Origin of the sequence: Flavobacterium swingsii (genome assembly GCF_900111965.1) — a bacterium.
Classification (GTDB): domain Bacteria; phylum Bacteroidota; class Bacteroidia; order Flavobacteriales; family Flavobacteriaceae; genus Flavobacterium; species Flavobacterium swingsii.
This window is the reverse complement of record NZ_FOJT01000005.1, coordinates 180336-206741: the sequence shown is the minus strand read 5'-3', so window position 1 is coordinate 206741 and position 26406 is coordinate 180336. Positions and strand designations below refer to the sequence as shown.

General features: G+C 31.9%; 27 protein-coding genes and 1 tRNA gene. 14 read left to right on the top strand and 14 right to left on the bottom strand.

Annotated features, from left to right (window positions below):
- Positions 1-5 precede the first annotated feature (5 nt).
- Positions 6-1697, bottom strand: a complete 1692-nt coding sequence (locus BM053_RS10150) for a M23 family metallopeptidase (protein ID WP_091477060.1) — start codon at positions 1695-1697, stop codon at positions 6-8.
- Positions 1698-1884: 187 nt separating this feature from the next.
- Between BM053_RS10150 and BM053_RS10145 the strand changes: the two genes are divergently transcribed.
- From BM053_RS10145 to rny, 3 genes are all read left to right on the top strand, one after another.
- On the top strand, positions 1885-2175 hold the full coding sequence (locus BM053_RS10145; RefSeq protein WP_091477058.1) for a hypothetical protein: 291 nt from the start codon (positions 1885-1887) through the stop codon (positions 2173-2175).
- 8 nt (positions 2176-2183) lie between these two features.
- Positions 2184-2477, top strand: a complete 294-nt coding sequence (locus BM053_RS10140; protein ID WP_091477056.1) for a cell division protein ZapA — start codon at positions 2184-2186, stop codon at positions 2475-2477.
- 208 nt (positions 2478-2685) lie between these two features.
- Positions 2686-4248, top strand: coding sequence for a ribonuclease Y (gene rny / locus BM053_RS10135; protein ID WP_091477054.1), 1563 nt, complete (start codon positions 2686-2688; stop codon positions 4246-4248).
- Positions 4249-4554: 306 nt separating this feature from the next.
- On the opposite strand, the gene BM053_RS10130 is transcribed toward rny, so the two are convergent.
- The 4 genes from BM053_RS10130 to BM053_RS10115 all read right to left on the bottom strand — a co-directional run bounded on the left by BM053_RS10130 (position 4555) and on the right by BM053_RS10115 (position 7479).
- Positions 4555-5373 carry a DUF7192 family protein gene (locus BM053_RS10130; RefSeq protein WP_091477052.1) on the bottom strand — a complete coding sequence of 273 codons (819 nt, stop codon included), beginning with the start codon at positions 5371-5373 and terminating at the stop codon, positions 4555-4557.
- A gap of 1 nt (position 5374) precedes the next feature.
- Positions 5375-6445: an AAA family ATPase gene (locus BM053_RS10125; RefSeq protein WP_167357339.1), complete on the bottom strand. Its 1071-nt coding sequence runs from the start codon at positions 6443-6445 to the stop codon at positions 5375-5377.
- Positions 6446-6562: 117 nt separating this feature from the next.
- Complete coding sequence (locus BM053_RS10120; protein ID WP_091477050.1) at positions 6563-7321, bottom strand: LytR/AlgR family response regulator transcription factor; 759 nt, start codon at positions 7319-7321, stop codon at positions 6563-6565.
- Between the two features lie 84 nt (positions 7322-7405).
- A tRNA-Met gene (locus BM053_RS10115) sits at positions 7406-7479 on the bottom strand.
- A gap of 146 nt (positions 7480-7625) precedes the next feature.
- Between BM053_RS10115 and BM053_RS10110 the strand changes: the two genes are divergently transcribed.
- Both BM053_RS10110 and BM053_RS10105 read left to right on the top strand, forming a co-directional pair.
- Positions 7626-8018, top strand: a complete 393-nt coding sequence (locus BM053_RS10110; RefSeq protein WP_091477048.1) for an START-like domain-containing protein — start codon at positions 7626-7628, stop codon at positions 8016-8018.
- 53 nt (positions 8019-8071) lie between these two features.
- Entirely contained in the window at positions 8072-8866 is a 795-nt protein-coding gene (locus tag BM053_RS10105) for an aminotransferase class IV (RefSeq protein WP_091477046.1), read from the top strand.
- Here the strand turns inward: BM053_RS10105 and BM053_RS10100 are convergent.
- From BM053_RS10100 to BM053_RS10080, 5 genes are all read right to left on the bottom strand, one after another.
- Positions 8863-9423 carry a YqgE/AlgH family protein gene (locus tag BM053_RS10100; protein WP_091477043.1) on the bottom strand — a complete coding sequence of 187 codons (561 nt, stop codon included), beginning with the start codon at positions 9421-9423 and terminating at the stop codon, positions 8863-8865. The two genes, BM053_RS10105 and BM053_RS10100, sit on opposite strands and share 4 nt — an antisense overlap.
- 115 nt (positions 9424-9538) lie before the next feature.
- Positions 9539-9814: an HU family DNA-binding protein gene (locus BM053_RS10095; RefSeq protein WP_091477041.1), complete on the bottom strand. Its 276-nt coding sequence runs from the start codon at positions 9812-9814 to the stop codon at positions 9539-9541.
- A gap of 147 nt (positions 9815-9961) precedes the next feature.
- Positions 9962-10912 carry a methionyl-tRNA formyltransferase gene (fmt, locus tag BM053_RS10090; protein ID WP_091477039.1) on the bottom strand — a complete coding sequence of 317 codons (951 nt, stop codon included), beginning with the start codon at positions 10910-10912 and terminating at the stop codon, positions 9962-9964.
- An 82-nt stretch (positions 10913-10994) separates the two neighbouring features.
- Positions 10995-12887: a RecQ family ATP-dependent DNA helicase gene (locus tag BM053_RS10085; protein WP_091477038.1), complete on the bottom strand. Its 1893-nt coding sequence runs from the start codon at positions 12885-12887 to the stop codon at positions 10995-10997.
- 75 nt (positions 12888-12962) lie between these two features.
- Positions 12963-13496: an AAA family ATPase gene (locus tag BM053_RS10080; protein WP_091477035.1), complete on the bottom strand. Its 534-nt coding sequence runs from the start codon at positions 13494-13496 to the stop codon at positions 12963-12965.
- Between the two features lie 192 nt (positions 13497-13688).
- Here BM053_RS10080 and BM053_RS10075 point away from each other — a divergent pair, with 192 nt between their 5' ends.
- From BM053_RS10075 to BM053_RS10050, 6 genes are all read left to right on the top strand, one after another.
- The gene (locus BM053_RS10075; protein ID WP_091477032.1) at positions 13689-14246 is read left to right on the top strand and encodes a DUF4256 domain-containing protein; all 558 of its coding nucleotides are present in this window, start codon (positions 13689-13691) and stop codon (positions 14244-14246) included.
- Positions 14247-14512: 266 nt separating this feature from the next.
- On the top strand, positions 14513-14797 hold the full coding sequence (locus BM053_RS10070) for a DUF493 family protein (protein WP_091477030.1): 285 nt from the start codon (positions 14513-14515) through the stop codon (positions 14795-14797).
- A gap of 2 nt (positions 14798-14799) precedes the next feature.
- Positions 14800-15516: a DUF4290 domain-containing protein gene (locus BM053_RS10065; protein ID WP_091477028.1), complete on the top strand. Its 717-nt coding sequence runs from the start codon at positions 14800-14802 to the stop codon at positions 15514-15516.
- Positions 15517-15619: 103 nt separating this feature from the next.
- Positions 15620-16927 carry a UDP-N-acetylglucosamine 1-carboxyvinyltransferase gene (gene murA / locus BM053_RS10060; RefSeq protein WP_091477027.1) on the top strand — a complete coding sequence of 436 codons (1308 nt, stop codon included), beginning with the start codon at positions 15620-15622 and terminating at the stop codon, positions 16925-16927.
- Complete coding sequence (locus BM053_RS10055; RefSeq protein ID WP_091477020.1) at positions 16928-17299, top strand: VOC family protein; 372 nt, start codon at positions 16928-16930, stop codon at positions 17297-17299.
- Between the two features lie 46 nt (positions 17300-17345).
- A complete protein-coding gene (locus BM053_RS10050; RefSeq protein WP_091477018.1) occupies positions 17346-18116 on the top strand; it encodes a sulfite exporter TauE/SafE family protein in 771 nt (256 codons plus the stop codon).
- 10 nt (positions 18117-18126) lie between these two features.
- Here BM053_RS10050 and BM053_RS10045 read toward each other — a convergent pair whose 3' ends face one another.
- Together BM053_RS10045 and aroQ are read right to left on the bottom strand one after the other, a co-directional pair.
- Positions 18127-20601 carry a DUF5686 and carboxypeptidase regulatory-like domain-containing protein gene (locus BM053_RS10045; RefSeq protein WP_091477017.1) on the bottom strand — a complete coding sequence of 825 codons (2475 nt, stop codon included), beginning with the start codon at positions 20599-20601 and terminating at the stop codon, positions 18127-18129.
- Between the two features lie 288 nt (positions 20602-20889).
- Positions 20890-21303, bottom strand: a complete 414-nt coding sequence (aroQ, locus tag BM053_RS10040) for a type II 3-dehydroquinate dehydratase (protein ID WP_091477015.1) — start codon at positions 21301-21303, stop codon at positions 20890-20892.
- Positions 21304-21635: 332 nt separating this feature from the next.
- Between aroQ and BM053_RS10035 the strand changes: the two genes are divergently transcribed.
- Positions 21636-22325, top strand: a complete 690-nt coding sequence (locus tag BM053_RS10035) for an outer membrane protein (RefSeq protein WP_091477014.1) — start codon at positions 21636-21638, stop codon at positions 22323-22325.
- A 212-nt stretch (positions 22326-22537) separates the two neighbouring features.
- Positions 22538-23209, top strand: a complete 672-nt coding sequence (locus tag BM053_RS10030; protein ID WP_091477012.1) for an outer membrane beta-barrel protein — start codon at positions 22538-22540, stop codon at positions 23207-23209.
- Between the two features lie 71 nt (positions 23210-23280).
- On the opposite strand, the gene BM053_RS10025 is transcribed toward BM053_RS10030, so the two are convergent.
- Positions 23281-23889, bottom strand: coding sequence for a porin family protein (locus BM053_RS10025; protein WP_091477010.1), 609 nt, complete (start codon positions 23887-23889; stop codon positions 23281-23283).
- 56 nt (positions 23890-23945) lie between these two features.
- On the opposite strand from BM053_RS10025, the gene xerD reads away from it, so the two are divergent.
- Positions 23946-24851, top strand: coding sequence for a site-specific tyrosine recombinase XerD (xerD, locus tag BM053_RS10020; RefSeq protein ID WP_091477009.1), 906 nt, complete (start codon positions 23946-23948; stop codon positions 24849-24851).
- A gap of 58 nt (positions 24852-24909) precedes the next feature.
- Here the strand turns inward: xerD and hisS are convergent, their stop codons facing one another.
- A complete protein-coding gene (hisS, locus tag BM053_RS10015; protein WP_091477007.1) occupies positions 24910-26328 on the bottom strand; it encodes a histidine--tRNA ligase in 1419 nt (472 codons plus the stop codon).
- Positions 26329-26406: the final 78 nt, after the last annotated feature.

Here is a 26406-nt window from a genome sequence, read left to right as displayed (position 1 = left end):
ATTATTTATTTTGTTTTATTAAAATTGGATTCAAAAGTAGTAGAATTTCCCAAATTATCTTTCACAATAATTTTAAATTTATTATTTCCATTTATATATAGATTATCCGATAAACTATGTGTGAGTCTATTTAATTTATTTTCGTATTCCATAAGAATCCATTTTCCGTTTAGATAGGCATTGTATGATGCAATTCCTGACAAATCATCAGAAATTGAAATTTTTAATGTTTGCTGTTTGTCTAAATTTGAGCCATCAGTAAAATTTGGTTTGTAAATAAGTGGTGCAATTGTATCTTTAGCTAAAAAGAATTTTCCTAGCTTTTTTGTTTTAATAGTAAATAAACTATCGTTTTTTGATGTCATATTGTATTCTGTTCTCGTGCCATTTAAATTAGCAATAAACATTTTTTCTCTTTCAATAACAGGAATTTTTGTAGCATCGAAAGTGATTGTCATATACTCATTTACCGCAACAAAATTATCGTGAAGGAAAAGTTCATTATTTTTTACATCAAATTTTAAATAAAAATCTTCATAAAAAGTGTTTTCTGGAATAAACACTGAAACTCCATCTTTTGCATAACTATTCTCATTACGTGCTTTAAGGAAATAAGGCGTTTCTATAGCTTTACTGGCAAATATCGATGGCAAATATTCATAAGAAATAGGGATATTTATAATGGTTTCATTTCCATGAAAATCTTGTAAAACGATTTTGTAGTTCATAGTAAAATTTGAAGAAACGTCTACGATTCCATTATTTTTAGTACTCTTCACAATATTATTTGAATACAGATAACCTACAAAAAGTTTCTGAAAACGCTGATTTTGAGATTTATATCTCGGGTAATCTATAAAATCATTAATATGTTTTGTTTCATCAAACGAAAAAGAATCGAACTCATAACTATAGTAAGGCATTCCGTTTAGACAAGCATTTAGTTTGTAAATTCCATTTTTTCCATAATTATTTTCTGAAATATCGTAGGCATTTATCCCAAATCCTATTTTGCCTCTTGCAATAATTTTACTAGCTAAATGAGTGCCGTCTTTTTGTAAAGAAAGACTAATGACTATTGGATTCGGAGAACCATTCACCTGAGATGCATCAGATAACGGATAAACCAAAAGCTCTGAAATTTGTGGTGCTTTTGTATCAATAAAACTGGAATCATAGCCAAAAAACAAAGGATTTATTATATATTCGGTTTTTGTATCTCTAATTTCAAAATGTAAATGTGGTCCCCCAGAACTTCCTGTATTTCCCGAATATCCTATTAAATCTCCTTTCTTGACAGAAATTTCATTTGGTTTGAGGAAAATTTCTATTTCATAGCTTTCTTTCGAATAATGTTCGGCATTCAAGATATTTTGAATTCTAGGCGCAGTTTTTTGTAAATGACCATAAACCGTAGTATATCCGTTGGGATGGTCTATATATATTGATTTTCCGTAACCTCCAGTAGAAATTTTAATACGAGAAATAAAACCATCAGCAGTAGCATAAATTGGGAAACCTTCTTTTTTTTGGGTTCTAAAATCGATTCCAGAATGAAAATGATTGGGTCTTAATTCTCCAAAAGAACCAGCAATGGCTATAGGGATATCTAAAGGTGATCTGAAATAATCTTTTGGATATTTATCTTGAGCAAAAACAACATTAAAAACAAATAAAAAAACAATAAGAATTCTCATAAAAAAACATTTGTGCTAATATAACAAAATAGTTTTATAAAAATTGTGCTTAAACATATTGATAACACTAACATTATAAAGGATTTATAAATTAAAACTAAGAAATATTATTTTTTTTATAAAAGTTATTGCGATAATTGATTAGGAATAGTAACTTTGTGAAGTTATGTAATGAATTTTTATTGCAATGAGTGAGATTGGAGAAATTGTTGATTCTCTTGAAATTAGGTTTCAAAAGTTTTTAAAAAGAATGGAAGATTTGCAAGAGGTAAATCGAATTTTGTCAATGAAACTGGAAGAATCTGAGCGATTTATTTCAAATCAAAACCAAGAAATTAAAGCTATAAAAGCTAATTTTGACTCGATAAAAATTACAAATTCATTACTTGGTAGTGACGAATACAAAAGAGATACAAAGCTTAAAATAAATTCATTAATTAGAGAAATAGATTATTGTATTGCGCAACTTTCTGATTAGAAAGCATAATGAGTGAAAAACTAAAAATAAAAATATCGATTGCAGACAGAGTTTACCCACTAACGGTAGATATAAGTCAGGAAGAAGGGCTAAGAAGTGCTTCTAAAAAGATTGATGCTATGATAAAGCAGTTCGAACAAAATTATGAAGTACGGGACAAACAAGACGTTTTGGCCATGTGTGCCTTACAATTTGCTTCTCAAGTAGAACAAAAACAAATTGACAAGTCGACAATAGAGGAAACTACTATGCTAAAACTTGGAAAATTAAATGAATTATTAGGCGAATATCTAGATAAATAATACGTTCTTAACATACACTAAAATACTACCTACATTAGTACCTATTTGATAAACTCAACACTAACAAATTAAAATGAGCAAATCATCGTAACTATAGCAAGCCAATTTAGTTTGGAAGCTTGAACAACGAGTTAGCTCAAAACTTGTCATTCCGAGTTTATGCAATACCTTCTGATGTAGGTTTTTTTATATATAAACTTAAACAAATATGGACATTTTAACAATAATAATTTCAGCAATTGCTGGAATAGGCGGTGGATTCGGAATCTCAAAATTTATAGAAAAAAAGAACGTTTCTAACTTAGTAAAAAACGCTAAAAAAGAAGCTTCTTCTATTTTAAAAGACGCAAATCTTGAAGGAGAAAACATAAAAAAAGATAAAATTCTTCAAGCTAAAGAAAAATTTATCGAACTAAAATCTGAACACGAGCAAGTTATCTTAACTCGTGATCGTAAAGTTGCCGAAGTAGAAAAAAGAGTTCGTGATAAAGAATCTCAAATTTCTGGAGAATTGTCGAAAGCAAAGAAAATAAACGACGATTTTGAAGCAAAAACTAACGAATACAATTCAAAAATCGAAATACTTGAAAAAAAGCAAGTTGAAGTAGAAAAAATGCACAAAAGTCAGTTGCAACAACTGGAAGTAATTTCTGGTTTATCTACTGAAGAAGCAAAAAATCAATTAATTGAAGGTTTAAAAGGCGAAGCAAAAACGCAAGCTATGGCTCACATTCAAGAAACTATTGAAGAAGCCAAACTTACAGCGCAACAAGAAGCCAAAAAAATAATCATCAACACCATACAACGTGTAGGAACTGAAGAAGCAGTAGAAAATTGCGTTTCAGTCTTTAACATCGAATCTGATGATGTAAAAGGTAGAATTATTGGTCGTGAAGGTCGTAACATTCGCGCTATTGAAGCAGCGACTGGTGTCGAAATCATTGTAGATGACACGCCTGAAGCCATTATCCTTTCTTGTTTTGACCCAGTTCGTAGAGAAATTGCCCGTTTGGCATTACATAAATTAGTAACTGACGGTCGTATTCACCCAGCTCGTATCGAAGAAGTTGTGGCAAAAACCACAAAACAAATTGATGATGAGATTATCGAAGTAGGAAAACGTACAGTAATCGATTTAGGAATTCACGGTTTGCATCCAGAATTGATAAAAGTAGTAGGACGTATGAAATATCGTTCTTCTTACGGGCAAAATTTATTACAACACTCACGCGAAGTTTCTAAACTTTGTGGAATCATGGCAGCTGAATTAGGATTGAATGTAAAACTGGCTAAAAGAGCTGGATTACTTCATGACATTGGGAAAGTTCCAGACACAGAAAGCGATTTACCACACGCCCTTTTAGGAATGCAATGGGCCGAGAAGTACGGAGAAAAAGAAGAAGTTTGCAACGCTATTGGAGCACATCACGATGAGATAGAAATGAAATCTTTACTATCTCCAATCGTTCAGGTTTGTGATGCTATTTCTGGCGCAAGACCAGGCGCCCGTCGTCAAGTTTTAGATTCATACATACAACGTCTAAAAGACTTAGAAGAAGTTGCTTATGGGTTTACTGGTGTAAAAAGTGCTTATGCTATCCAAGCGGGTCGTGAACTACGTGTTATTGTAGAAAGCGAAAAAGTAAGCGACGATAATGCCGCTAATTTATCATTTGAAATCTCACAAAAAATTCAAACAGAAATGACTTATCCAGGTCAGGTAAAAGTTACCGTTATTAGAGAAACTAGAGCGGTAAATATTGCTAAGTAAATATTTTTTTAGATAAAATTAAAAAATGCCATTCAAATTTTGAGTGGCATTTTTTAATAATTTAGGTTTCATTTTTTTTGAAGCGTTAGCTAAGGAGTGTTTTTGAAATACAACATATCTATTTTATAACGTTTTTTTTACTTCTTTGGCTTTGGCGGATTGTTTCCTCTACTCCCTCCTGAAGGATTTCCTGTTTTGCTTGGCCATTGTGGATTCGGTTTTTGTGCTGGTTTTGGATTACTCATTTTGTTTGATTTATTATTTTTCACCTACTCTTTTTGCTTTTCAGCTACCGCATTTTATTTTTTAATCTTGTTCTATTGTAATACCTAATTTTTGTAATTCTGTTACTATCCAATGTATTGCTTTATCATCAGAAACAACCCCGCTAAAAACTTCTTCAATGTAAATATCTCCTTTATTAGTTGCTTTAGATGGACACCCATAGCCATATGTGAAATCTGACCATCCTTCAATTTCTGCAACGGAAAACATTACTCTTCTTAACATTGCTGGATGTGCTAGACAAAATGCTAATTCAATTCTATTTAATGGTTGGTTTGCCTTTTTAATGACAACATCTATTTCAAACCAACCTCTTTCTTTATTGTTTCCGTCACGATTTGAAGCGAATTTTGAACTTGTTTCATTGCAAATTACCTCTGCTCTATATCCAGCATATTCAATAGCGTCAATTAATGCGCAAACCATAGCTCCTCTTTGGATTATTGTTTCTGGGCTTATGGCAGCTGAAAATGAAATTGAACATACTATTGTAATTATTTTACCTTTTTGATTGTTCTCATCGTACTCTTTTGCAACGAAACATTCTGGATCATTTGAAAGATAATTTCCAATATCAATATAATTCCCTGCTACTGCATAGATAGGTTTATGCCTTACTATTTTGCTAGTAATTAACTCATTTACTTTAGCTTGAAATTTATCTATTTCAACTAATCCTTTTTGCCAACCCATTAATGCTAATCTTTTGGATTCATTCCAATCTAGACCACCACTCCAGTAATTAGGAGAGTCCCTTGACCCTCTATTATTTGCTTTGCTTTCTCTAAAAGAAAACTCCCAGAATTCGTGCAAGTCTTCGAATATTAAATGTTTGTTCATTTTACAAATTATTTTTTATTTGTTGTACTGTTGCCAAGTCTAATCCTTTCCACAACACATTTTTCTCTACTTCTTTTCTATCTATTCCAACTTCTAATAAAGTTGCTCCATAAAATGAAGCTCTTGGGCTAATAACAAAACGTATTCCTAATTTCTTTGCTGATTTTCTTACTTTCTGAACATAGTTTACCCAGTCATCGTTATTAGCTAATTCTCTTTCTAAATCTTCATCGATGTTCCAATCAAAAAACACAAAACGGTCTAAAGATGCTGCATCTAACTGGTTTCTTCCAATATATTCTCTATCCGCACCTGAACCATAAGTATTTGCCGCAGCAATGCAATAAAAATCTTTATGACGCTCTATTTTTTTATCTGGAAAATCCATAAAATCATTAGCTAAAGCTGCATTAAAAGCTAAAATAGCTTGCGGATAACTCGCATCTATTTCATCAAACAAAAACAATCCACCACTTTCATACGCTTTTCTAAATTCTGTAGAAACAATATTTCCTTGTGCATTAATAAATCCTGTTAGTTTGAATTCGCTTGCAATAGCTCCTGTGAAATAAAAAGGAATATCTAAAGCTTTGGCAATATTTTTTGCCGCCGTTGTTTTCCCTGAACCCGCTGAACCTACTAAATATACATTGACTTTGGCTTGCACGTATTTCAATAAATTTTCAAATTGAATATGTTGTGTACCTAAATCAATAGATTTGTTTCCTTTTTTTACAACAATATCAATCGTCTTTTTATTCTTCTTTGCATCAATTTCTTCTTTAAGTTTCTTTAATTCTGCTTTAAGATTTCCTTCGGCACTTCCAATACGTCTATTTAAAGCAATTAATTTATCATTAACTAATTGGTTGCTGTTTTTGAAATTGTTTTCTTGTTGAACAAAATCGATTTTTAGTCTTTCTTTAATATCTGCATAGATTTTTTTTTCGACGTCTTTTTCGATAACAACAATGTTATTTTTAATCAATTCGATAATGTAATCTTCTAAAGAAGTTTTGCCAAAAGTAGTATTGTTTTGACGATTGTTTTTGGTTGATTTAGCTTGTATCATTTTTGTTTTTAGATTTTGATACAGTAAATCTCAATAGAAAGTTAGAGCAAAAATAATGTAGGATAATATTACCTTATTGTTAGTAACAAAAGGCTTTAAAAAAGTAACAAGAGCGGTTTATTTTTTTATTTGTTTTACCAAATATTGGTAATTCTCTGAAACTTGAAGGTTTTTGGATTCTAATTTACCTTGTTCGGTAAAAACTTCAACTTCAATTGATTCCGTTTTTTTATGGTAGGCTTTAATGTGATTTGAGTTTACACGAAATGATTTGTGAATGGTAATGAAATTTGATTTCAAAAGTCCTTTTTCTTCCATTTTAGAAAACGAGAAATCAATTAGGGTTTCCGATTTTCTATTGGTAAAGTGAATTTGCTTGTTATTTGAGTCCGAACCATTTGCTTTATCCGCAGAAAAATAAACAATACTATCTATTGCGATTTTATTTCTTTTTGAGGACTTGAAATCTAAATAAATAAAATTTTCTTTCTTAAAAAAAGCTACTTCTTTTAAAAACCGTTTGGTTGTTTTTATAAACTCTTCTTCAGTAAAAGGTTTCGTAATGTGATCAACACACAAATCATAATCTCTTTTTAACTTTTCAATGTCTTTTATATATTCTGCCGAGTTGCTACTTACAAACAAAACTGGTAACTTGAGTTTAAAAGCCACTTCCATACCCGTCATATAGGAATCTCCAAGATTAAGGTCAAGAAATAAAATTTCTGGCTGTGTATTTACTACATCTTTCAGGAAAACCTCCGCTTTTGTACAAGCAGAAACGATAGTTGCTAAACCAGTAGATTCTAAAATATTCTGATTTATGAGTAATTGTTCCTTGTTATCGTCTAGTAAACCGACTTTTGGTATTAACATTAAGAGGAGTTCTAAATTAAAAAATTTAATGTTCAGATAATTATATAAAAAAAGTCCAAAACACAGTTTTGAACTTTTTTTTTGTAGCGAAAACGGGAGTTGAACCCGTGACCTCAGGGTTATGAATCCTGCGCTCTAACCGACTGAGCTATCTCGCCATTTTGTTTCGGTTTACATCTCTCAATGCGGGTGCAAATATAACACTATATTTAAAGAGTGCAAATATTTTTTAAGAAAAATATTATTATTAAAATAATTTTTTTTTCAAACCATAATTATATATATTACACCAAAATTACAAACAATGGAAAGCAAAATACGATACGAATTAGAATTCCCCATAAACTCATCTCCACAGTTATTATATCAATATATTTCAACTCCTTCAGGGCTACAAGAATGGTTTGCAGATAATGTAAACTCTCGTGGCGAATTTTACACTTTTATTTGGAATGATTCCGAAGAAAAAGCAAGATTATATTCTAAAAAAACAGGCGAAAAAATCAAGTTCAAATGGATGGACGACGATAATAAAGACACTGAATATTATTTTGAATTAAGAATTCTTGTCGACGAAATCACTAAAGATGTTTCTCTTATGGTAGTCGATTATGCTGAGGCAGATGATGTTGAAGAATCGAAACTATTATGGGAAAATCAGGTTTCAGATTTAAAACATGTTATAGGATCTGTATAGTTTCTAAAAAATATTAAACTTATATTTGCCCTGAATTTTTCAGGGCTTTTTTTATGCAAAATAATCGTGCTTTTTTATATGGTGATGCAGTTTTTGAAACTGTCAAAATTTTAGACAACAAAATTCTATTTTTAGAAGACCATTATTTCCGGTTAATGTCTTCGATGCGAATTCTAAGAATGGAAATTCCTATGAATTTTACTATGGAATTCTTTGAAAACGAATTACTATCGAAAGCGAAAACAGAAAATATCGAAGCATCAGCAAGAGCTAGAATTACTGTTTACAGAAAAGATGGCGGTTATTATTTACCCGAAAATAATAATGTAGCTTATGAGATTGCGGTTTCAAAAATTGAAAAACCGTTATATACAATTCAAAAATCTAATTATGAAGTCGATTTATACAAAGATTTTTATATCTCGAAACAGCTCATTTCTACACTAAAAACGACCAATAAATTAATAAACATTACAGGAAGTATTTATGCAAACGAAAATGGCTTAGACAATTGTATTTTAATTAATGAAGCTAAAAATGTGATTGAAGCATTAAACGGAAATATTTTTATGCTAAAAGATGGTGTTTTATCTACGCCACCCATATCTGAAGGTTGCTTGAACGGAATCATGCGAAAACAAATTTTGGCTTTAGCAAAAACACTCGAAAATATTGAAGTAATAGAAGCTGTAATTTCCCCTTTCGATTTGCAAAAAGCAGATGAATTGTTTATAACCAATGTTATTACAGGAATTCAGCCAATAACAAAATATCGAAAAAAAGAATTTCAATCGAATATTGTCAACCAACTTCTTATAAAATTAAATACAAAAATTAGATTGGATTAATTAAACATAGGGTTTTCGGGTGCATTAGACCATATTAAGTAGTCACCACCTTGTTCCATTATTTTTTCACGCCAAAAATCGGTCGATGATTTCCCTATAATCTTGTTATGAAGTTCGTTTTCAGAAATAATCCAAGAATTAGATTCTAATTCCTCTTGTAATTGTTCTGCATCCCAACCAGAATACCCCAGAAAAAAACGAATATTATTTCTGGTAATTTTTCCTTGGTTTATTAAATCCCGAGTCGAATCGAAACAACCTCCCCAATAAATGCCTTCGGCAATTTCGATGCTATTTGGTATTAATTGTGGTATGTTGTGTATAAAATATAAGTTGTCTTGCTCGATAGGTCCTCCGTTATACACTTTGAATGTCGCCGATATTTCAGGAATTAAATCTCTGATGGTGTAACCTAGAGGTTTGTTTAAAATAAATCCGACCGAACCCTCTTCATTATGATCTGCCAATAAAACTACAGATCTATTGAAAGATAAATCCCCTGTTATAGCAGGCTCTGCTACTAACAAATTTCCTTTTTTTGGTTTTACAGCTATCATAATGTTAGATTTTTATTTAAATTTAACAAAAAATATGTTTATAAACCAAATATAATCGTTAAAAAACATAAAAAAAGCCACGCAATGCGTGGCTTTAATATTCGGTAATAAAATATTATTTATTTACTGATCCTTCTAATTCAGCACCTGCTTTAAATTTCACTACGTTTTTAGCAGCAATTTTAATAGTTTTCCCTGTTTGTGGGTTTCTTCCGTCTCTTGCAGCTCTGTTAGATACTGACCAAGATCCAAATCCAACTAGAGAAACTCTTCCACCTTTTTGCAAAGTTCCTTCAACATTACCTAAGAATGATTCTAAAGCTAATTTAGCAGCAGCTTTTGTAATTCCAGCAGAAGCTGACATTGCATCGATTAAATCTGATTTGTTCATAATAATTGTATTAATTGATTGGTTAATAATTTATAACTTATACATACAAATTTAATAGGATTTCCTATTCTCACAACAGTTAAGCTGTTTTTTTGTTTATTTTGTTAATAACTTTGCTTTTTTGTTGACAAATAGCTCTTTACAAACCTAAAATACCATTGCTAACTCCGAAAACGTAACTCCATTTAGTAATTCATGAGCCAACATTTTCTTTTTTCCGGGGAATTGAAGCGATAAAACATGTATAAAACCGCCAAGAACTGCGATTTTCATTTCTTTTTTGGTCGTAATCACACTTCCTATTGCATAATCGTGCAACAGGACTTCTTGTTTTGTATCGTATATTTTGATGCTAAATTCGTGTTCTCCGTCTTTAAAATTACACCAAGCCGAAGGATACGGACTCAAACCACGAATTAGATTATAAACTTCTGTTACGTTTTTCGTGAAATCTATTTTGCAATTATCACGATCTAGTTTATAGGCAGTTTTTATATCTGAAGTATCCTCCTGAATTGTAGTTTTTACATTTCCTTCAGCAATTTTATCTAAAGTTTCTAGAACTGCATCGCAACCCAAAACCATCAATTTATCATGCAATTCGCCAACGTTTTCAGATTCGGAAATTTCTAATTCCTTACTCAAAATCATAGCGCCAGTATCTATCTTATCATCTATAAAAAAAGTGGTAACTCCTGTTTTTGTTTCACCATTTATAATAGCCCAATTTATAGGCGCTGCACCACGGTAATTTGGCAAAAGTGAAGCATGTAAATTAAATGTTCCTAATTCTGGCATCGCCCAAACTACTTTTGGCAACATTCTAAAAGCAACAACTATATGAAGATTTGCGTTTAATGATTTTAATTCTTCTAAAAAAGCTTCGTCTTTTAAATTCGTTGGTTGCAATAAAGTCAGCTTGTTTTCTAAAGCATATTCTTTAACTGCCGAATATTTTATCTTCTGCCCTCTTCCTGCTGGTTTGTCGGCAGCAGTGATTACACCTACTATTTCGTGTTGATTTTGTTTTACAATGGCGTCGAGAATTCCTACTGCAAATTCTGGTGTTCCCATAAAAACGATTCGTAATGCTTTCATCTGTATTTTTCTGTTTTTTTTTATTGGAAGATGGAACGCCTACCATAATTCTTTCGTTTCCATAATAATTGTCGTGGGCGTTTCATTTTATTATATATTGATTTTTTGTATTGATGCCAATCATGTCGTGTTCCAACAATTGCTTCAACACTTTTAATATTTCAGATTCTTCTATATGTAATGTTTCGATTAATGCTCTCGAATTCATTGGATTTTCAGTCAATAATTGAACGATCTTATTTCTAATTTCTTCAGAATTATATGACTTTGTATTTTTATTTGAACAATAGGAACAAACGCCACAATCATTAGCAATCGTTTCTCCAAAATATTGTAAAAGCATTTTGCTCTTGCAAGTATCTTTGTTAGAAACATAGTTTACAACCGATTGCAATTGATTTTTCTTGACTAAATTTTGTTTTTCTAAATGCTTCGAAATTCTATTGATGGTTCTGTCATCTTCACGAACTTCGAGAAATGTTATTTTCGATTCGTTCTTTTGTGAAAAATAATCGATAATTTCCATTTTTTGCAACTTCTCTAGCAAAATTAATACTTTCGCCTCGGTTGAATTCGATTTTTTTGCAATAAAATCGGTATTGATATTCGTTTGCAAATCATAAATTCCCGGATAAGTTCTTAAAATTGTCGAAACAATAGGTTCATCGTCAGGATTTAAACTAGAATATCTGATTACCTCTTTAGATTCTATTAAAAACTGAACTTGTGCTTTCTCTGAAAATTCTTGCGAAAGCGAAATAATACTTTGCCTGTTCAGAAACTGAAGTGCGTTATACGTTTTTAGAATTGGTAACTTATAATAACTACAAAATTGATTCAAATTGAATGAAAATTCTTCGTTAATTCCCTCTCCGTAAGCGATTCGAAAATAATTACATAGTTTTATAAAAACATCTTTTAGGAAAATAGTATCAGGCAAAACAGCTATAAACTGGCTTTCGGCCATAATAATATCCGAAGGAGAACTTATTAAAATAGCAAAAGCTTTTTCTCCGTTTCGTCCAGCTCTTCCAGCTTCTTGGTAGTAACTTTCTAGATTTTCAGGTAAATTAATGTGTATAACCGTTTTTACATTGGGTTTGTCTATTCCCATTCCGAAAGCACTCGTGGCAATCATGACCGTTTTCTCGTCACGCATCCAAGAATTCATATTATTTTCTTTCTCTTTTACAGATAAACCTGCGTGGTAAAAAGTGGTTTTATGACCTAAAACTTCTAAATGAGAAGCATATTCGTGGCAATTTTTCCTGTTTCGTACATATATAATAGCCGATTCTGGATTTTTTTGTAAAATCTGATTCAGTTTGTATATTTTGTCTTCGGCAGGAATAATAAAATAGCCCAAATTATTTCGGGCAAACGATTGTTGGAAAACTTTTGGATTTTCTAATCCTAATAATGCAATAATATCGTCCTTAACTTGTGGTGTTGCCGATGCCGTAAGTGCCACAAACGGAATTTTAGGAAAATTAGATTTTAGATTTTTAATCTTTAAATAAGAAGGTCTAAAATCATGTCCCCATTGCGATACACAATGCGCTTCGTCGATAGCAATAAGTGAAATTGGCAAAGCCTTTATTCTGTCAAGAACCCAATCTTGTTCTAATCTTTCAGGAGATAAATACAGAAATTTGTAATTACCAAACTGACAATTGTCTAGTAAATTTATTAACTCATCAGCCTTTATAGCACCTGTTAACGCAATGGCTTTTATGTCACGAGATTGTAAATTGTTTACTTGGTCTTTCATTAAGGCAACCAAAGGCGAAATTACCAAACACAAACCATCGTTAACCATTGCTGGAACTTGAAAACACAACGATTTTCCTCCGCCAGTTGGCAGAAGTCCGAAAGTATCATTTCCTTCAAGAACCGATTGGATTATTGTATCCTGAATTGGTCGAAAAGTATCATGATGCCAATATTTTTGAAGAATTTGTAATGCTCTTTGCATTTAAAGTTTAGATTTGCTTCGCCAGTTCGCTCTTTCAGGCTCGGGTTAGAGTTTGGAATTTAGATTTATTAAAATCTAAATTTGCTCTAAGATAAAAAGAATTCTATTATCTACACTATCTTTTGGAACTTCAATAAGATTATAACCGTATTTTTCGTAGGTTTCTACAAGGTGATTGTAAATAAGTTTTGCTTGTTCGTAATTCTCATAACGTTCATTATCAGCAATATAAATATCTTCCCAAGGCGGTAAAATAAATATTTTAGTATAAGTATTGTTGCGACAAGCAGTGTCAAAAAAAGCAGGATAACTATCGCCTATATAATGCATATAAGCCAAAACATCTGGAATTCCTCGGTCAAGAAAGACAACATCGTGAGGTTCGTTTTGTGCGTTTACAAATTGTTTTTTTCTTCCTTCAAGTAATAATTCGCTAAAAAGCAAAGGATTTTCTAGAAACAATTGCTCGATTCCTTCTTTTTTTGCTTCAAGAATAACTTCACGCGAAATTTCGGGATAACAGCAATAACCCTTTGCCAGCAAACCATCTATGATTGTGGTTTTGCCAGTTCCTGGTCCGCCTATGATTACAACGATTTCTTTTTGCACTTTTTTAGAAATAAGGGGCAAAAGTACTTAAAGTTATTGGGATTTGAAAAGTTTTTTATTGAAAATAATTAATCACAAAATATAAGGAATCATAACAAGGGAAACAAAATTAAAATTGCTTTTTGTATATTTGAATTAGTAATAAAACAAGTTAAGCTTAAGATATTTGGACGCTAATTATAATAACGCATCATGAAAAAAGAGCTATCAGCAGAACAACATTTGACACTAATTGAAGTATTAAAAGACCGTTTTGAAAAAAACCAAAATCGCCATAATGACGTTGAATGGAATAAAGTGCAAGCAAAACTGGAAGCTAATAAACAGAAAATGTGGTCACTTAACGAAATGGAAAGAACTGGTGGCGAACCAGATGTTGTGAGTTTTGATAAAAAAACTGATGAATATATTTTTTATGATTGTTCGACCGAAAGTCCTAAAGGTCGCAGAAGTTTTTGTTACGACCGCCAAGCACTAGAATCAAGGAAAGAACATAAGCCCGAAAATAATGTTATTGATGTAGCTACTGCTATGGAAATTGAACTTCTGACCGAAGAACAATATCGAGCGTTGCAACAATTTGGAAATTTCGATACGAAAACATCGAGCTGGATAGAAACACCTCCTGAAATCAGGAAACTTGGTGGCGCTATCTTTGCGGATTTTCGCTACGAAAATGTTTTTGTGTATCATAATGGTGCTGATTCTTATTATGCTGCCAGAGGGTTTCGCGGGTCGTTAAGAATTTAGTTTTAATCGTTTTTTTTGTAAATTTTTAGACCTGTCAGGTTTTTGAAACCTGACAGGTCTAGCGTTTCCAAATAAGTAATCCAAAATCCCAACTAGCCCTGATGCTGGAATTGTTGGAGCTCTTCTCCTTTTCGGAGAAAGCGACTTCCAGCAGCAGGAATTGCGATGGCAAAAATACCCGAACGATTCGCTTCAAAAAAACCTACTTTTTAAATCGTAATTCCTAAATCTAAAATTGTATATTTGCTATTATTTTAAGTTGAAGAATGGATAAGAAAGTTGAGGAATTCTACGAACGATTGAAGGTAGAATTAGATAATAGTAATACTTGGCCTGCGGAATATTTGTTTAAATTTATTGTTCCTACGGTTGATGATAATGTGGCACGTGTTGAAAACGCTTTTAATTGTTTGGGCGCAGTGATAAAAACTACAAAGTCTAAAACGGGAAAATTTACCAGCATATCTGTTGATGTGACTATGAAAGATGCTCAAGAAATAATTGACAAATACCAAGAAGTAGGTACTATAAAAGGTATCGTTTCCCTATAAATATGAATACAAAATATACAAAAGAAATTGCTGGTGATGTGGTGCAGTATTTAGAATATAATTCGGAAAGAAAACCGCTTATTATTCCTGAATATGGTAGGTATTTACATGTTTTAATAGACCAAGCAACGGCTATCGAAGACAGAACAGAACGCAACAAAGCGGCTAAATATATCATATCGGTAATGGGGAATTTGAATCCGCATTTACGTGATGTTTTAGATTTTCAGCACAAGTTATGGGATCAAATATTTATCATGTCTGATTTTAAATTAGATGTCGATTCTCCGTATCCTATTCCGTCGCGTGAGGTTTTAAAAATGCGTCCTGACCCGTTAAAGTATCCTCAAAATTTTCCTAAATATCGTTTCTACGGAAACAATATTAAGTACATGATTGATGTGGCAAACAAATGGGAAGAAGGCGAACTAAAAAACGCTTTGTGCAAAGTGATTGCTACGCACATGAAGAAATCTTATTTGAGTTGGAACAAAGACACGGTAACTGACGAAGTGATTTTCGAACATTTATTAGAACTGTCTGACGGAAAAATAAACTTGACTCAAAGCACAGAAGAGTTATTAAACTCGAACGATTTGATGCGAACTAACAAACGCATGTCGAACAAAATTCAGACAAATAGCACTAATGGTAAACCAAAAATTGTAAAAAATGGCAAACCAAAACCTTTTGTAAAAAAAAATAACAATCCAAAATAAAAAGGTACTAAGGCACTAAGATGCAAAGGCACAAAGTAAAAACAGGTGCTTTTTTTTAAACCTTAGAACCTCAGTTCCTATGAAACTTAGAACCTTATAAAAAATGGGCACATTCAAAATAGAAGGCGGTATCCGACTAAAAGGAGAAATCACACCACAAGGAGCAAAAAACGAAGCATTACAAGTTTTATGTCCAGCATTATTAACTTCTGAAAAAGTTAGAATAACTAATGTTCCAGATATTATTGATGTAAACAAACTCATTGTTTTACTTGGAAACTTAGGTGTAAAAATTCAAAAAAATGGCCCTGGAGATTATACTTTTCAGGCTGACGAAGTAAATATTGATTATTTAAAAACCGAAGCTTTCAAAAAAGAAGGTGGTTCACTTCGTGGTTCTATCATGATTGTTGGTCCGCTTTTAGCAAGATTTGGTTGTGGCTATATTCCTAAACCAGGTGGAGACAAAATAGGAAGAAGAAGACTAGACACACACTTTGAAGGTTTTATAAATCTTGGCGCAAAATTTAGATACGAAAGAGAAGACCATTTTTATGGTGTAGAATGTGAAGGTAAACTAAAAGGTGCTTATATGTTACTCGACGAAGCATCGGTAACAGGAACTGCAAATATTGTAATGGCAGCAGTTCTTGCCGAAGGAATAACCACAATATACAATGCTGCTTGCGAACCATACTTACAACAATTGTGTAAGATGTTAAACTCAATGGGCGCAAAAATTTCTGGTGTTGGTTCGAACTTATTAACTATTGAAGGAGTAGATTCTCTTGGTGGTTGTGAGCACAGAATTTTACCAGATATGATCGAAATTGGTTCTTGGATTGGTCTTGCAGCTATGACAAGAAGCGAAATTACGATTAAAAATGTGTCTTGGGACAACTTGGGAATTATCCCAAATACTTTTAGAAAATTAGGAATTACTTTAGAAAAAAGAGGCGATGATATTTATATTCCTACTCACGAAAATTATGAAATAAAAACCGATATCGACGGTTCTATTCTTACCATTGCCGATGCGCCTTGGCCAGGATTAACTCCCGATTTATTGAGCATTATTCTTGTAGTTGCAACACAGGCAAAAGGAGATGTTCTGATACACCAAAAAATGTTCGAAAGTCGTTTGTTTTTTGTAGACAAACTAATAGATATGGGTGCAAAAATTATGCTTTGCGATCCGCACAGAGCCGTAATTATGGGGCATAATTTTGAATCACAACTCAAAGCAACCACAATGTCTTCGCCAGATATTAGAGCAGGAATATCTTTACTAATTGCTGCGCTTACTGCAAAAGGAACAAGTATAATCCAGAATATTGAACAAATAGATCGTGGATACGAAAGAATTGACGAACGTTTAAGAGCTATTGGTGCAAAAATTGTAAGAGAATAAATGAATTTAAATCAAGTTACAATTTCAGTTAAAAATGTAGAAAAATCTATTGAATTTTACCAGAAATTGGGTTTAAATCTCATTGTAAAATCTTTGCCAGACTATGCAAGATTTGAATGTATCGATGGTGGTGATGCTACTTTTTCCTTACATAGAAATGAAGAAGCTAATAACGGAACTTGGATTTATTTTGAAGTTGACAATGTTGATATTAAAATAAATGAACTTCTAGAAAATGATTTTATCATAGATGAACTTCCAGAAGATAAACCATGGTTATGGCGAGAAGCAAGATTGAAAGATTTAGACAATAATATCATTATAATTTATAACGCTGGGGAAAATAGAAAAAGCCCACCATGGCGTATATAACACTAACAAATCCCATTGCGTTTGCTTTGGGATTTACTTTTTAAATATGGAAACCTACATTATAATTTTACTTTGTGTTGCATCATTTTTTGCTGGATTTGTAGATGCAGTAGTTGGTGGCGGCGGATTAATTCAAACACCAATTGCATTAATATTATTACCTAATTTCCCTATTGCGTCAATAACAGGTTCGCTAAAAATCCCTGGAATTAGTGGCACGAGCGTTGCTGCTTTTCACTACTTGAAAAATGTAACCATGAATTGGAAATTATTAGTCATCATGGCTCTATTTTCTTGCGGATTTGCCTTTTTAGGATCCGAGTTATTAACGATGGTAAGTAATGATTTTATGAAACCTTTGTTGTTTGGAATTCTAATTTTATTAGCCATTTATACTTTTATAAAAAAAGATTTTGGGCAACATCAAATCAAAGAATTGACAGAAACTAAGATGATATTTTTGGGTATTATTATCAGTTCTTTTATTGGTTTTTATGACGGATTTATTGGTCCCGGAACGGGAAGTTTTCTTGTCGTAGCATTTATTACCATTCTTGGTTTCGATTTTTTGCACGCTTCTGCCAATGCAAAAATGGTGAATGTTGCTTCTAATATTGGCTCGATTACTTTATTTATTCTGAAAGGAAAAATCATTTGGCTCATTGCAATTCCTATGGCTTTTTGCAATGCTTTTGGTGGTTGGTTGGGTGCAAAAACAGCTTTAAAAAAAGGAAATGGTTTTATCCGAATTTTCTTTTTAATCGTAGTAATTGGAACTTTGATTCGTTTTGGATACGATGTGTTTTTTAAACACTAGTTATTGGTATTTAATCCAAAACATTCAAAAATTTCAATCCAAAAATAACACCATCGGTTTGAAAACCATTCTGATAGGAACGAACATAATCTAATCTGAAAATTTTAAATTTACCGAAACCTAAATTATCTAATCCTGCAGAAAACTCATGATAAGGTGTTCTGTTAGGAACTGAAAGATTATGATAACCCAAAATCAAATTCGATTTCAACTTATTTAATAACGGTATTTTATTAATGATAAATCCTTTGTCATCATATTCTGAATGAGTTTCAAAAAAAGCATTATTGGTACTATTTGTATAATAAGGCATCAAGTTAAAAACATTCAAATAGTTGTCCGATTGCCCAATTCTAGTCTGGTTTCCTGCAAAATGTTTGTAATCTACAAAGGAAATATTATCTGCACCGAAGAATTTTCCAGCAGTCACATTTAAACCCAAATGTCCTTTGTTTCCTAATGCAAAATCTTGCGTGATTTTTGCTCCTAAATAATCGAAATTATATACTTTTTGGCTTCCGCCGAATCCTTTTTCGTAAGTAACATACAATGCTGGATATTTATCATTTGGAATATTAAATTTTCCATCAGGACGTGTCCAATATTCTTGACCAAAGTTTATTTTTCCAGTTATTTTTCCTTTTATCAAATTGTGTTTTGCAATAGCTGGAGTCAAATTATCAGAAGGCAATAACGGATTATTTGAAGTGTACAAATCGTCATTTTTGACTGCTGTATAATCTGTATTGTTAAACAATGGTTTTCTTTCGGAATAATCGAAATTGGTATAAACCGAAAAACCGTTTACAACTTCTTGACTATAACTTAACTTAACAAAATTTTTATCAAATAATTTCATGTAATTATCCTTAAAAAACAAAGTACTAACAGTGTTTACAATATCTGAAATTGGTTTTTTATCGTTAAACTGAGTTGCTTCGCTTCCTGCAGAAACAGCTAACAAAGCATTGTTATGATTGTTGAATTTTTTAGAAAAATTGGCTATCGCTCTTAATTTAGTTTCGGCAAAACCATAATTAAATTTTGTCTCGAAATTCATGTAAGTTCTATCTTCTGTCTTTCGTTTCGTATAAGACAATCCTGCCGATAAAGTATAACCCTGAACGGTGTTAAATCTCAATGAAGTTAGTGGTCCGCTATAATTTATAGTTGTATTTCTGTACGAGTTTTTATAAATATAACCCGATAAAATTTGTTGTAATTTAAACTTATTTTCTTTCTTATCTATCGAATCCAGATATGTTTTCGATTTTCTTAAGGTTTGAATACTGTCTTTCTTAACATAATCAGTACTTTCTTCTACTGTTAAAGGAATTGGTCGAATGGTATTCCAGAAACTGTCTTCTTTTTTGTTCGAATCTTTTTCGAAAGTAAGTACTTCGCGAGTAAATGTTTTTTTGTCAAATTTTGGTTCGAATTCAAAATTACTGTATACATAAGTGAAACGACCAGATACATTAATTCCTAACATTCCAGCCATAAAATCGATGCTTTGTGTGTTTTTTGTCCAAATATTATCCGTTTTATTATAACTAAAACTTTGTTTTAGAATTAGATTATCAAGCGCAGGAGTTTGCATTCGGTAACCTTTCACATCAACGTCAACCGCATAAATTGCCCACGAATCTTCTACAATATATATATAACCTTCTACAACGGGTTCGGTGTCACGGCGTGCAATTACTTTTATTTTGTTTACTTGTTGCTTGTCTTCGTTATAAAAACTGCCTTCTATTTTAAATTTATAATAATTGAAAGCATTATCGCTAAGTGGCGAAATTACATTAACTTCGAAAGGCAAATAATTTTCATAAAAATCGAAATCGACACCAGCCGCATTGTTGAAACTAAAACCATTGTCTTTTCCGCTAACTTTTGATGCGATTATAGTTTCTTTCATCTTGTCTGGTTTCTGAAAATTTAATCTCGAAACTGTTTCCGATAAATATAAAATTCCAGTTCGGGTAGAATCTAAAGCTCCATCAAAATCACCAATCTCTTGTCCTAAAATTTTCTTGGGAGCATCTTTTATTCTCATGAGTCCGCGAGAGTAAAAATCGGCATTGTATTTTGCAGTTTTTTCAGCGTTTATTTTTTTTGCAGCGATGGCATTGCGTATAATTTGATTGGCTGGATTATCCTGATTGTTTATAACAACTTCCTTTAAAGCAAAATTTTCTTCAACCATTTTGACATTCAATTCATAAGGAAAAGCATCAATGGTGATGGGAATTTTTTTGGTTTTGAAACCTAAATATTGAAAAACAACTACATATTTTCCTGTTTTTTTTATATTCAATTCATAAAAACCTTTTTCGTTTGTCGAAGTATTGTTATAAGAATTTTCGATAAAAATAGTGACTGACGGAAGTGATCCGTTTTTGTCATCAGTTACCAATCCTTTTATTTGGGCGTTAGAAATAAATGAAAATAACAAAACGACGAACAAAATATTTTTTTTCATAATGCTTTTTTATTAGCTGATGCAAACTTAAAGCATCTTAGGAAAGTAAGAAATTAATTAACAAAGTTTTATTTATTACACAGAGATTCACAGAGAAAATAGAGTTTCACCGAGGTTAAATTCTAAATCTTTTAAGCCTCTTTTAAGCCACAGATTAAAAAGATTCTCACAGATTTTTTTATTTGCTACAAGAAAAATCTGTGAGAATCTTTTTAATCTGTGGCAAAAAAAATTTAGTTAAGCAAAACCTTTAGAACTCCATTCTCTCTGTGAATCTCTGTGTAATAACTACAAAAACGATTGCAAAGCCAAATCATAACTTTTCAGTCCAAAACCAATAATTACGCCCTTTGCGTTTGGCGAAATATAAGATTGATGGCGAAAAGTTTCACGAGAAAAGGTATTCGAAATATGCACTTCAACCACCGGTGCTGTTATTGCTTTAATGCAATCGCCAATTCCTATCGAAGTATGCGTATAAGCACCCGCGTTTAGAATTATTCCGTCATAACTGAAACCAACTTCTTGTAATTTATTAATAATTTCTCCTTCTATATTACTTTGATAATAGCTTAATTGGACAGAAGAGAATGTAGCTTTTAATTTTTCAAAATACGCTTCAAAATCTTGATTCCCGTATATTTCTGGCTCTCGTTTTCCTAAAAGATTAAGATTTGGTCCGTTTATGATAATAATTTTCATTGTTTGGTTTTTGTTGTTTTGTAAAAGTAATTATTTCGGCTTTATATTAAAATTAAAGTCAGTTTAAATTATGGTTTTAAAAGTAAAAGACAAATCAGCAACCTATTGGTAAAAAGTCTTTAGTTTCTGATATCAAGTGGTTTTTTTACAAAAAAACCACGAGTAATAATCATTAAAGCCTCCCTGTTTTATGATAATTTATGGGTGTTTTCACGATTAACTAATTAACAATAAACATCTTGCAAATTGTTAATAACTATTTTTAAAGCCCTATATTTCTCATATTTAAAAATGAGTATTTTTAACTAATTAATTTTAAAACAAAAAAAACAATGAAAAAAGTATTACTTACAGCTATTGCTGTGTTTGGTTTTACCGTTGCTAATGCACAATCGAACAAACAAGGAACTATGCATGTTAATGTATTAGGAGGATTTTTATCAGGTACAGCAACTCAACAAGATGATGCAGCTGGTTCACTGAAGTACAAAAGTACTGCTACTGGAGCTCAATTTGGAGCTAATTTTCAGTATGGTATTGCAGAAAGTTTTAGTGCTGGTATTGGTTTAGAACTTGGTACATCAGTATTAACTCCAAAATCAATTAATATTTATGATGAGGATTATGATTTTGGATCAAACTATAACACAACTGTATCTACTTTCAAAGTAAATTTATCAGGAAGATATTACTTCGTAAACAAAGATAATTTCAACGTTTTTGCTGGACCATCTATTGGTTATACAACTGCTAAAGACAAAACTGCTGTTTTAGGTGTTACAATTTCTGATGACAAAACTAAATATGCAGGTTTAAACTATGGTGTTAATGTTGGTGGTAACTATTATTTCTCTGACGTTGTAGGTGTTATCTTAAATGTAGGTTACGAAGGAAGTAGCTTAACATCTAAATACACTTATACTGATTATAACGATGATGATGTTCTTGTTTCTTATACTGACAAAGGAAAAGCTACTATTGGTGGAATCAAAGTTATGGCAGGTCTTGCTTTAAAATTCTAATCTAAATTCTAGATTAAAATAAAAGAATACTGGAAATCCCGTTTCGTTTTACTACGAGACGGGATTTTTTTATATCTAACAACAAATTGACACTAATATAATCTACTGACTATTAGCAATGTACGAATAAATATCCTAAATTTTGTAAATTTACTTGTTTTTTCAAATAAAATACTACTACATTTGCACCCGAATTTAAAAATTTAAATAAAATGAAAAAAGTATTATTAACTGCTGTTGCAGTATTTGCATTTGGTTTTGCTAATGCACAAGAAGGTACAACTACTAGTGAGTACAAACCAACTAAAGGAACTGTAACTACTGAGGTATCTTTAACTGGTGGTTTAAACGCTGCTAATTTTAACTTAAACGATGGTGGAGTAAAATTCAGATACTTCCTTAAAGATGATTTAGGTTTACGTTTAGGTTTAGGAATTCACAATGACAAAAATGAAGATGTTATTGGTGTAACTCCAGGTATGTCAACTGAAACTGAAAAAAATTCTAATTTATCTTTAAAATTAGGAGCTGAAAAGCATTTTGCTGGTTCTGAAAGACTTTCTACTTATGCTGGTGCTGATTTAGTAATTGCTTTTGGTAAAGAAACTTTTGATGACGTACAAGAAAACGGAGATTATGATAAATTTGAACAAAAAAATGGTGGTTTTGGTGTAAATGTTTTCACAGGTGCTGATTACTATATCACTAAAAAAGTATTTTTAGGAGTTGAAGCTGGTTTAAACTTTATGACAAACAAACTTAAAGATGCTAGTAACACTAATAAAACAGGTGCTGTAGTTACTACTGTTAGTACTCCAGGTGAAAAAGGTTCAAACCTTGACACAAATGTATTTGGTGGTGTTAGAATCGGTTTCCAATTCTAATCTAATCTAGATTAAAATATATAAAACCACGCTAATAGCGTGGTTTTTTTTTATTGTATAGTTTTTGGTTTTTACATTTTAAAACCTATTCCTACTTGGAAAACCATATTTTTAGAATCGCTGTCTTTGATGACTTCATTTAAACTTTGGGTAAATCTTCCAAAAAGAAAGGCACCTCCGTTAAAATTTAATGAAACGCCACCAGCAATTGCGGTATCAAAGTCATTCACTTCATTTTCTAGAGAAGAATTATTACCGCTTTCTATTTTTTCAGAAACTTTAAAACCAAATTGTGGTCCAGCTTCAAGGCTAATAATTTTACCCAGATGTAATTTTGCTAAAATAGGAACGTTTACATAATCAAACTGATAAGTTACTTTGTAGCTTGACCCAAGGAATGGTTGCACTGTTTTTTCGAAACCTTGTCGTGAATAAACCACTTCGGGTTGCAATGATAAAATTTTTGATACAAGCGGAATTTCCCCTAAAAACCCAATATGAAAACTGGTTCTCGGATCTGGCCCTTCCTCAAATTTCCCTTTTGATACTGTGGAAAAGTTTAATCCTCCTTTGATTCCCAAACCAGACGAAGATTCTGTATTTGTGGCTTCCTGAGCAGAAACAATATTCACAAAAGTGAATAAAAATACGGCTAATGCAAATTTTTTAGTTACTTTCATATCTTTATGTTTTTATTGTACTGTAACGCAAAAACGTAAGAAAAAGTATCTAATTGATGAAAAATAATTGGCACACGTATATCAAAAACTTTCAATCCTATCTAAAAATAGAAAGAGGATTGTCTAAAAATTCTATCGATAATTATGTGCTTGATATCGAAAAATTGGTTAATTATTTATCCGATAATACTATTGATGTTTCTCCAATAAAAATTGACGACGAAACGATTCAGCAATTTATTTATGAGATTTCTAAAAGCGTCAATCCACGTTCGCAAGCCAGAACCATTTCGGGATTAAAAAGCTTTTTTAATTACCTCATTTTCGAAGATTATCGTCCTGACAATCCGCTAGAACTTATAGAAACACCTCGATTGGGAAGAAAACTTCCCGACACTTTGAATATTGAAGATATAGATAGATTAATTGCTGTAATAAATTTATCAACCAATGAAGGCGAACGAAATCGCGCCATGTTAGAAACTTTATATGCTTGCGGTTTGCGCGTTTCGGAATTGGTTTCCCTTAAAATTTCCGATTTATTTTTCGACGAAGGATTTATAAAAATAACTGGTAAAGGAAACAAACAACGATTTGTTCCTATAAGTGAACATACCCAAAGATACATTGAAATTTATAAAAATTTCAATAGAAATTCGCTTCCTATACAAAAAGGTCACGAAGATACTTTATTCTTAAACAGAAGAGGAAGACAATTGACTAGAGCCATGATTTTTACCATTATAAAAAACCTAGCTCTCGAAATTGGTTTGAATAAAATAATAAGTCCTCATACTTTTCGACATTCGTTTGCTACACATTTATTAGAAAATGGTGCCGATTTGCGATCTATTCAGCTGATGTTAGGACACGAGTCGATAACCACTACTGAAATTTACATGCATGTAGATAGAAAACATTTAAGTCAAGTTATGCAAACTTTTCATCCTAGAAGTAAATGATTTTTTTATCGCAGATTCGCAGATTTTTAATGTAATCTGCCAATCTGCGGTATTTTTATTATTGAAGCATCTTTTTCAAATTCTCAAAATCTACTTTTTGTTGTTCTCCAGAAACTAAATTCTTTACAGAAAACTGATTGTTTTTCATCTCGTCATCACCAACAATTATGGCTAAATGAATACCACGTTTTTCTGCATACTGAAACTGTTTGGCAATTTTGACATTGTCAGGATACAATTCGACCTTAACTCCTACTTTTCTTAATTCAGTAATAGCTTTCATAGAATATTTGGTTTCTTCCTGACCAAAATTTAAGAAAATAGCTTTAGAAGTTGTCGTCACCGTTTCTGGAAACAGACCTAATTCTTCGATAACTAAATAAATTCTATCTAATCCGAAAGAAATTCCAACGCCACTCATATTTTTAAGCCCAAAAATACCTGTTAAATCATCGTAACGACCACCACCACCTATCGATCCCATCGAAACAGCCTTTGGCGGAGCTACTTCGAAAATAGCACCAGTATAATAATTTAATCCTCGAGCAAGCGTTACGTCTAAATCTAAAATAGCTGAAGTTAGCCCTAAATCGGTTACATTATCGCAAATAAATTGCAATTCTTCAACGCCTTTCATTCCTTCGATTGAATCAGCAAGTAAAACAGATAATTTTGTTATTTTTTCAGAAATAGAACCTGTAAAATTGAATAAAGGCTGCACTTTTTCAATTGCAGTTTCAGAAATCCCTTTTTCGATCATTTCTTTTTTCACTCCGTCCTCTCCTATTTTATCTAGTTTGTCGAGTGCAACTGTAAAATCTATTAATTTGTCCGATGCGCCAATCACTTCGGCAATTCCTGACAATATTTTTCGGTTGTTAATTTTGATGGTTACACCATTTAAACCCAAATCAGTAAAAACGGAATCATACAATTGTACCAATTCTACTTCTTGCCATAATGAGGTTGAACCAACAACATCGGCATCACACTGATAAAACTCTCTAAAACGTCCTTTTTGCGGACGGTCGGCACGCCAAACAGGTTGTATTTGGTAACGTTTGAAAGGGAATTCGATATCATTCTGATGTTGTACAACATAACGTGCAAAAGGAACAGTTAAGTCGTAACGAAGTGCTTTTTCGGAGATATTGTTAGTAAATTTGTTCAATTCTACTAATTCATTTACAGAAATAGTTTCGGCAGAATTAGTTTGAAGTGAGTTTATCGATTCGGGTAATTCGATTTTATTTTTATTAAAAAAGAAATTTCCAGAATTCAATATTTTAAAAATTAAACGGTCGCCTTCTTCTCCGTATTTCCCCATTAAGGTTTCGGAGTTTTCAAATGATGGCGTTTCGATAGGTTGGAAACCAAATTTCTCGAAATGAGTTCTCATTTTCTGAATAATATATTGGCGTTTTGCTACTTCTACTGGCGAAAAATCACGGGTTCCTTTTGGTATGCTTGGTTTCATTTAATTTTAGATTTCAGAATTCAGATTTTAGAATTCAGATTATCGCAAGAAAATCTAAAATATAAAACCTAAAGTCAC

Bases quoted from the DNA above. Each gene is read 5' to 3' on its own strand.
- BM053_RS10025 (WP_091477010.1), bottom strand. From the start codon at position 23,889: ATGAAAGTAACTAAAAAATTTGCATTAGCCGTATTTTTATTCACTTTT.
- aroQ (WP_091477015.1), bottom strand. From the start codon at position 21,303: ATGAAAATTATTATCATAAACGGACCAAATCTTAATCTTTTAGGAAAA.
- BM053_RS10120 (WP_091477050.1), bottom strand. From the start codon at position 7,321: ATGTTAATACCAAAAGTCGGTTTACTAGACGATAACAAGGAACAATTA.
- xerD (WP_091477009.1), top strand. From the start codon at position 23,946: ATGAAAAATAATTGGCACACGTATATCAAAAACTTTCAATCCTATCTA.
- BM053_RS10095 (WP_091477041.1), bottom strand. From the start codon at position 9,814: ATGAACAAATCAGATTTAATCGATGCAATGTCAGCTTCTGCTGGAATT.
- BM053_RS10045 (WP_091477017.1), bottom strand. From the start codon at position 20,601: ATGAAAAAAAATATTTTGTTCGTCGTTTTGTTATTTTCATTTATTTCT.
- rny (WP_091477054.1), top strand. From the start codon at position 2,686: ATGGACATTTTAACAATAATAATTTCAGCAATTGCTGGAATAGGCGGT.
- BM053_RS10150 (WP_091477060.1), bottom strand. From the start codon at position 1,697: ATGAGAATTCTTATTGTTTTTTTATTTGTTTTTAATGTTGTTTTTGCT.
- BM053_RS10085 (WP_091477038.1), bottom strand. From the start codon at position 12,887: ATGCAAAGAGCATTACAAATTCTTCAAAAATATTGGCATCATGATACT.
- BM053_RS10125 (WP_167357339.1), bottom strand. From the start codon at position 6,445: ATGATACAAGCTAAATCAACCAAAAACAATCGTCAAAACAATACTACT.
- BM053_RS10140 (WP_091477056.1), top strand. From the start codon at position 2,184: ATGAGTGAAAAACTAAAAATAAAAATATCGATTGCAGACAGAGTTTAC.
- BM053_RS10145 (WP_091477058.1), top strand. From the start codon at position 1,885: ATGAGTGAGATTGGAGAAATTGTTGATTCTCTTGAAATTAGGTTTCAA.
- BM053_RS10105 (WP_091477046.1), top strand. From the start codon at position 8,072: ATGCAAAATAATCGTGCTTTTTTATATGGTGATGCAGTTTTTGAAACT.
- hisS (WP_091477007.1), bottom strand. From the start codon at position 26,328: ATGAAACCAAGCATACCAAAAGGAACCCGTGATTTTTCGCCAGTAGAA.
- BM053_RS10100 (WP_091477043.1), bottom strand. From the start codon at position 9,423: ATGATAGCTGTAAAACCAAAAAAAGGAAATTTGTTAGTAGCAGAGCCT.
- BM053_RS10050 (WP_091477018.1), top strand. From the start codon at position 17,346: ATGGAAACCTACATTATAATTTTACTTTGTGTTGCATCATTTTTTGCT.
- BM053_RS10130 (WP_091477052.1), bottom strand. From the start codon at position 5,373: ATGAACAAACATTTAATATTCGAAGACTTGCACGAATTCTGGGAGTTT.
- BM053_RS10055 (WP_091477020.1), top strand. From the start codon at position 16,928: ATGAATTTAAATCAAGTTACAATTTCAGTTAAAAATGTAGAAAAATCT.
- BM053_RS10065 (WP_091477028.1), top strand. From the start codon at position 14,800: ATGAATACAAAATATACAAAAGAAATTGCTGGTGATGTGGTGCAGTAT.
- fmt (WP_091477039.1), bottom strand. From the start codon at position 10,912: ATGAAAGCATTACGAATCGTTTTTATGGGAACACCAGAATTTGCAGTA.
- BM053_RS10110 (WP_091477048.1), top strand. From the start codon at position 7,626: ATGGAAAGCAAAATACGATACGAATTAGAATTCCCCATAAACTCATCT.
- BM053_RS10070 (WP_091477030.1), top strand. From the start codon at position 14,513: ATGGATAAGAAAGTTGAGGAATTCTACGAACGATTGAAGGTAGAATTA.
- murA (WP_091477027.1), top strand. From the start codon at position 15,620: ATGGGCACATTCAAAATAGAAGGCGGTATCCGACTAAAAGGAGAAATC.
- BM053_RS10030 (WP_091477012.1), top strand. From the start codon at position 22,538: ATGAAAAAAGTATTATTAACTGCTGTTGCAGTATTTGCATTTGGTTTT.
- BM053_RS10035 (WP_091477014.1), top strand. From the start codon at position 21,636: ATGAAAAAAGTATTACTTACAGCTATTGCTGTGTTTGGTTTTACCGTT.
- BM053_RS10075 (WP_091477032.1), top strand. From the start codon at position 13,689: ATGAAAAAAGAGCTATCAGCAGAACAACATTTGACACTAATTGAAGTA.